General features: G+C 41.1%; 4 protein-coding genes. 1 reads left to right on the top strand and 3 read right to left on the bottom strand.

From position 1 onward, the window contains the following. Positions 1–207, bottom strand: a 207-nt coding sequence (locus QPL79_RS09210) for a cyclase family protein (protein ID WP_285274528.1), incomplete at its 3' end; no start/stop codon positions are given. A 77-nt stretch (positions 208–284) separates the two neighbouring features. On the opposite strand from QPL79_RS09210, the gene QPL79_RS09215 reads away from it, so the two are divergent. Next, positions 285–1,223: a homoserine kinase gene (locus tag QPL79_RS09215; RefSeq protein WP_285274529.1), complete on the top strand. Its 939-nt coding sequence runs from the start codon at positions 285–287 to the stop codon at positions 1,221–1,223. A gap of 938 nt (positions 1,224–2,161) precedes the next feature. Here the strand turns inward: QPL79_RS09215 and QPL79_RS09220 are convergent. Further along, positions 2,162–2,506, bottom strand: a complete 345-nt coding sequence (locus QPL79_RS09220) for a type II toxin-antitoxin system VapC family toxin (protein WP_350309106.1) — start codon at positions 2,504–2,506, stop codon at positions 2,162–2,164. Positions 2,507–2,565: 59 nt separating this feature from the next. Next, positions 2,566–2,832, bottom strand: coding sequence for an AbrB/MazE/SpoVT family DNA-binding domain-containing protein (locus tag QPL79_RS09225; RefSeq protein WP_285274531.1), 267 nt, complete (start codon positions 2,830–2,832; stop codon positions 2,566–2,568). Positions 2,833–3,103: the final 271 nt, after the last annotated feature.

The raw sequence follows: 3,103 nt of genomic DNA on the forward strand, positions 1-3,103 counted from the left end.
AAGCGGAAGGGAATCTACAGTAGCACCATTTTCTATCATATGAGCAGGGCAATCAACATGTGTTAGCGTGTGGTCGTTTAGTATTAGAAGGTTGCTGTAGAAGCCATGCTCTCTGTGACTTGTCCATGTATGCACAACAGGGCTTATGTATGTTGGGTATACAGGTGACTTGGACTTTATAGTCATTGTCAAGTCAACTATTTTCATTTTATTCACCAGTTTTAGGGTTTTGCAAAAAGCTTTATTTGTTTAAATCCATACCTCCATTTTTGGTGGACAAAACATTGAGAAGTATTAGGGTTAGAGCATACTGTAGCTCTGCAAATCTTGGACCTGGTTTTGATGCTTTAGCTGTTGCTCTTGATGCTTTCTATGACGAGGTTGAGGTTAGGGTTGAGAGTGGCTCTGGAAAAGTGATTGTTGAAAGTGTTTACGGTCCTTACGCAAATCAGGTGAGCAATCCAACAACTGTTGTTGGAGCTGTCAAGGAGTTTAAGCAGTTTAAGGGGCTTGGATTAGAAGATGTTGATGTTGTTATCAGGCTTTTCAAAGGTGTTCCAATAGGCTCTGGTCTTGGTAGTAGTGGAGCTTCTGCAGCTGCAACTGTTGTTGCTTTAGCAAATTTGTTTTATCCAAGTATCAAACCAGAGGAAATGGTTTACATAGCTGGTTTAGCAGAGGCCTATGCAGCTGGCTCTCCACATTTCGACAATGTTGCTGCAAGCACACTTGGAAAACTAGTTGCATTAGCAATTTTGGATAAGGGACTTGTTGTTAAGAAAGTTGATTTTGATGCGTGGTTCGCTATTGCAATGCCTGTTAAAAACATTTTTGGCGAGGGAAAGACAAAGGCTATGAGGGAAGTTGTTCCAAAAACTGTTGAGATGCGCAAAGCAGTTGCTAACTGGAGTAGAGTTGCTGTTATGATGATTTCTGCTCTCCAAGGGGATTTGGAGACATTTGGAAAGATGATGGAGCTTGACGAAATTGTTGAACCTGCAAGATCAAAGCTAATTCCATGCTATGAAGAGGTTAGGAAAGCAGCAAAAAAAGCAAACAGTTTGGGTGTAACAATAAGTGGTGCAGGACCAAGCATAATAGCGCTTGCAAAAGACAAAAGCCATGCAAAAGAAGTTGCAGAAGCCATGGCAAATGCATACTCAAAATGCGTTGAAGCAATTCCAATAATTACAAAAACAGCACCACAAGCACACACAGTATAGTTATAGTTTTTTGCCTTTCAATTCCATTTTTGGATTTTGATCCTGCTTCTCTTGTTTGAGATTCTCCATTTGTGGATTCTTTTAGTGTTCACTATAAATTGTGTTGAATAGGGTATAAAAAATTTTTAAGCCGATTAAAGCAATGCAATTGCGATGACAATCAAGCATTGATGGTTTGAAGAAGTAATTACTGCAATACAGGCATTGCAGCAATAATATTCATAAACTTTAATTCTAAAGAATTGAGAAAGCTACAACGAAAGATTCTGTTCCTCAAACGAGTTCCACACCATGTGATGTAGGGCTAATCTCCTCCCAACCATAAAGGGCGAGGGCCCCTTTAGAGCGATTCATCGGTTCCCAGCATCTATTCGTTTTCACATCTGTCATCTGCTGAGCAGTTGGGGTGGTTAGAGATCCCCCATATGAATACTCTGGGTTGCCAACCCCTCATCGAATCCTTGGGAGCAACCCATCACCAAATAGTGAATATTATTAGCACTCATTATCGCGAAGAATATTGTGCGCAAAACTTATAAGCTTTCATCCCCACCACAAATGATGAGGCTTTCAGCTGTAACATGATTGATACTGGTGTAGAGCTGAAGGAGACAATAGCGCTTCCCCACTCACGGTACTTCTAACTTGATTTAATCATTTTTGATTCCGTGAGGGGGGTTGACCCTTGGTGTGGGGCTCACTGGCTTCACCCGCGCCTCATGGAGCACTGTCGAGCCCAATGCCACGAGACTCCCATTTGAGGATCTATCTCTCATCGCATAGCGGATCACAGAGACAAATAATTAAAAGCATTAACAAGTATTTTTAAATTCATTGCTTAACTGGGCAATAGCCTGGAATGTAGCCCGAATCAATGAGCCGCCCAAGGGAGCCCCACCATAAAGAGTGGGGAGGAGGCCAGATGCTTAGACAAAAGGTTAGAGCCAGAGTCTCTTAACAGTCTGCACTTTGTCAAGCTCTTTATCTTCACTCACAATAATGTTAATACCGTTATTGAACATAACTCCTAAATGTATTGCATCCGAGGGCTTTACGTTGTACTCGAGTAGAATTTTTGCAGCAAGCTCAAAATCATCTTCGCCTATGTCTAATATAGTAATATAGGGAAGAACAAGTGAGTTTAGGAAATCAATTGATACTTTGTATGGAATATTGTACTTCCTCTTCGAGACGTAAATGACTTCATCAAGTACTAGCACATCAGTATAAGGCTTATACTCACTTAGAATCTTGACATAAAAGTTCTCGTATGGTGCTCTCACGTTAGGGTTGACTATTGCATTGAGATATATTAACAATGGGGCATCTATGAAAACCCTCATTACTCAAACTCATCCTCTAGGAATGATTCAGCAGCCTCCCCCGGCTTAGGCTCTCTCCTTTCCTCAATTTCTCTAAGCCTCTTTAAATGCTCCTCAAAAGACCTCCACAATTCCTCTACATCGACCTTTCTCTTAGCTGGCTTAAGCACAATCCCATCCCTTATCTCAACTATTACCTCATCTCCTTCATCAATACCAACCGCCTCCCTAACAGCCTTCGGCAATATAATATACCCCTTCTTACCAACTCTCAGCTTCAAAGTCAAACCTGACTCACCCAGGGTTTAACTTAGTCAGAACAATATTTAAGCTTTATAGTTTTCGCATTTTATGGTTATCACACCTGTTATTCTGGGAGATCCCAGCATGTTCATTCACTCTATTTTCAGCATCTCACTTTCACACTAAGGTCTTTTCCTCACATAATATTAAACCCTAATAGGGTTAAGAGCGCGTTGTCTGTGCTTGGCAGTTGAGTTATTTAACTACCCGAATTACCTTGGGCATTGAGAGTATGGTAACCACACTCTCCCATTG

The sequence above is a fragment of the Ignisphaera cupida genome, assembly GCF_030186535.1.
Classification (GTDB): domain Archaea; phylum Thermoproteota; class Thermoprotei_A; order Sulfolobales; family Ignisphaeraceae; genus Ignisphaera; species Ignisphaera cupida.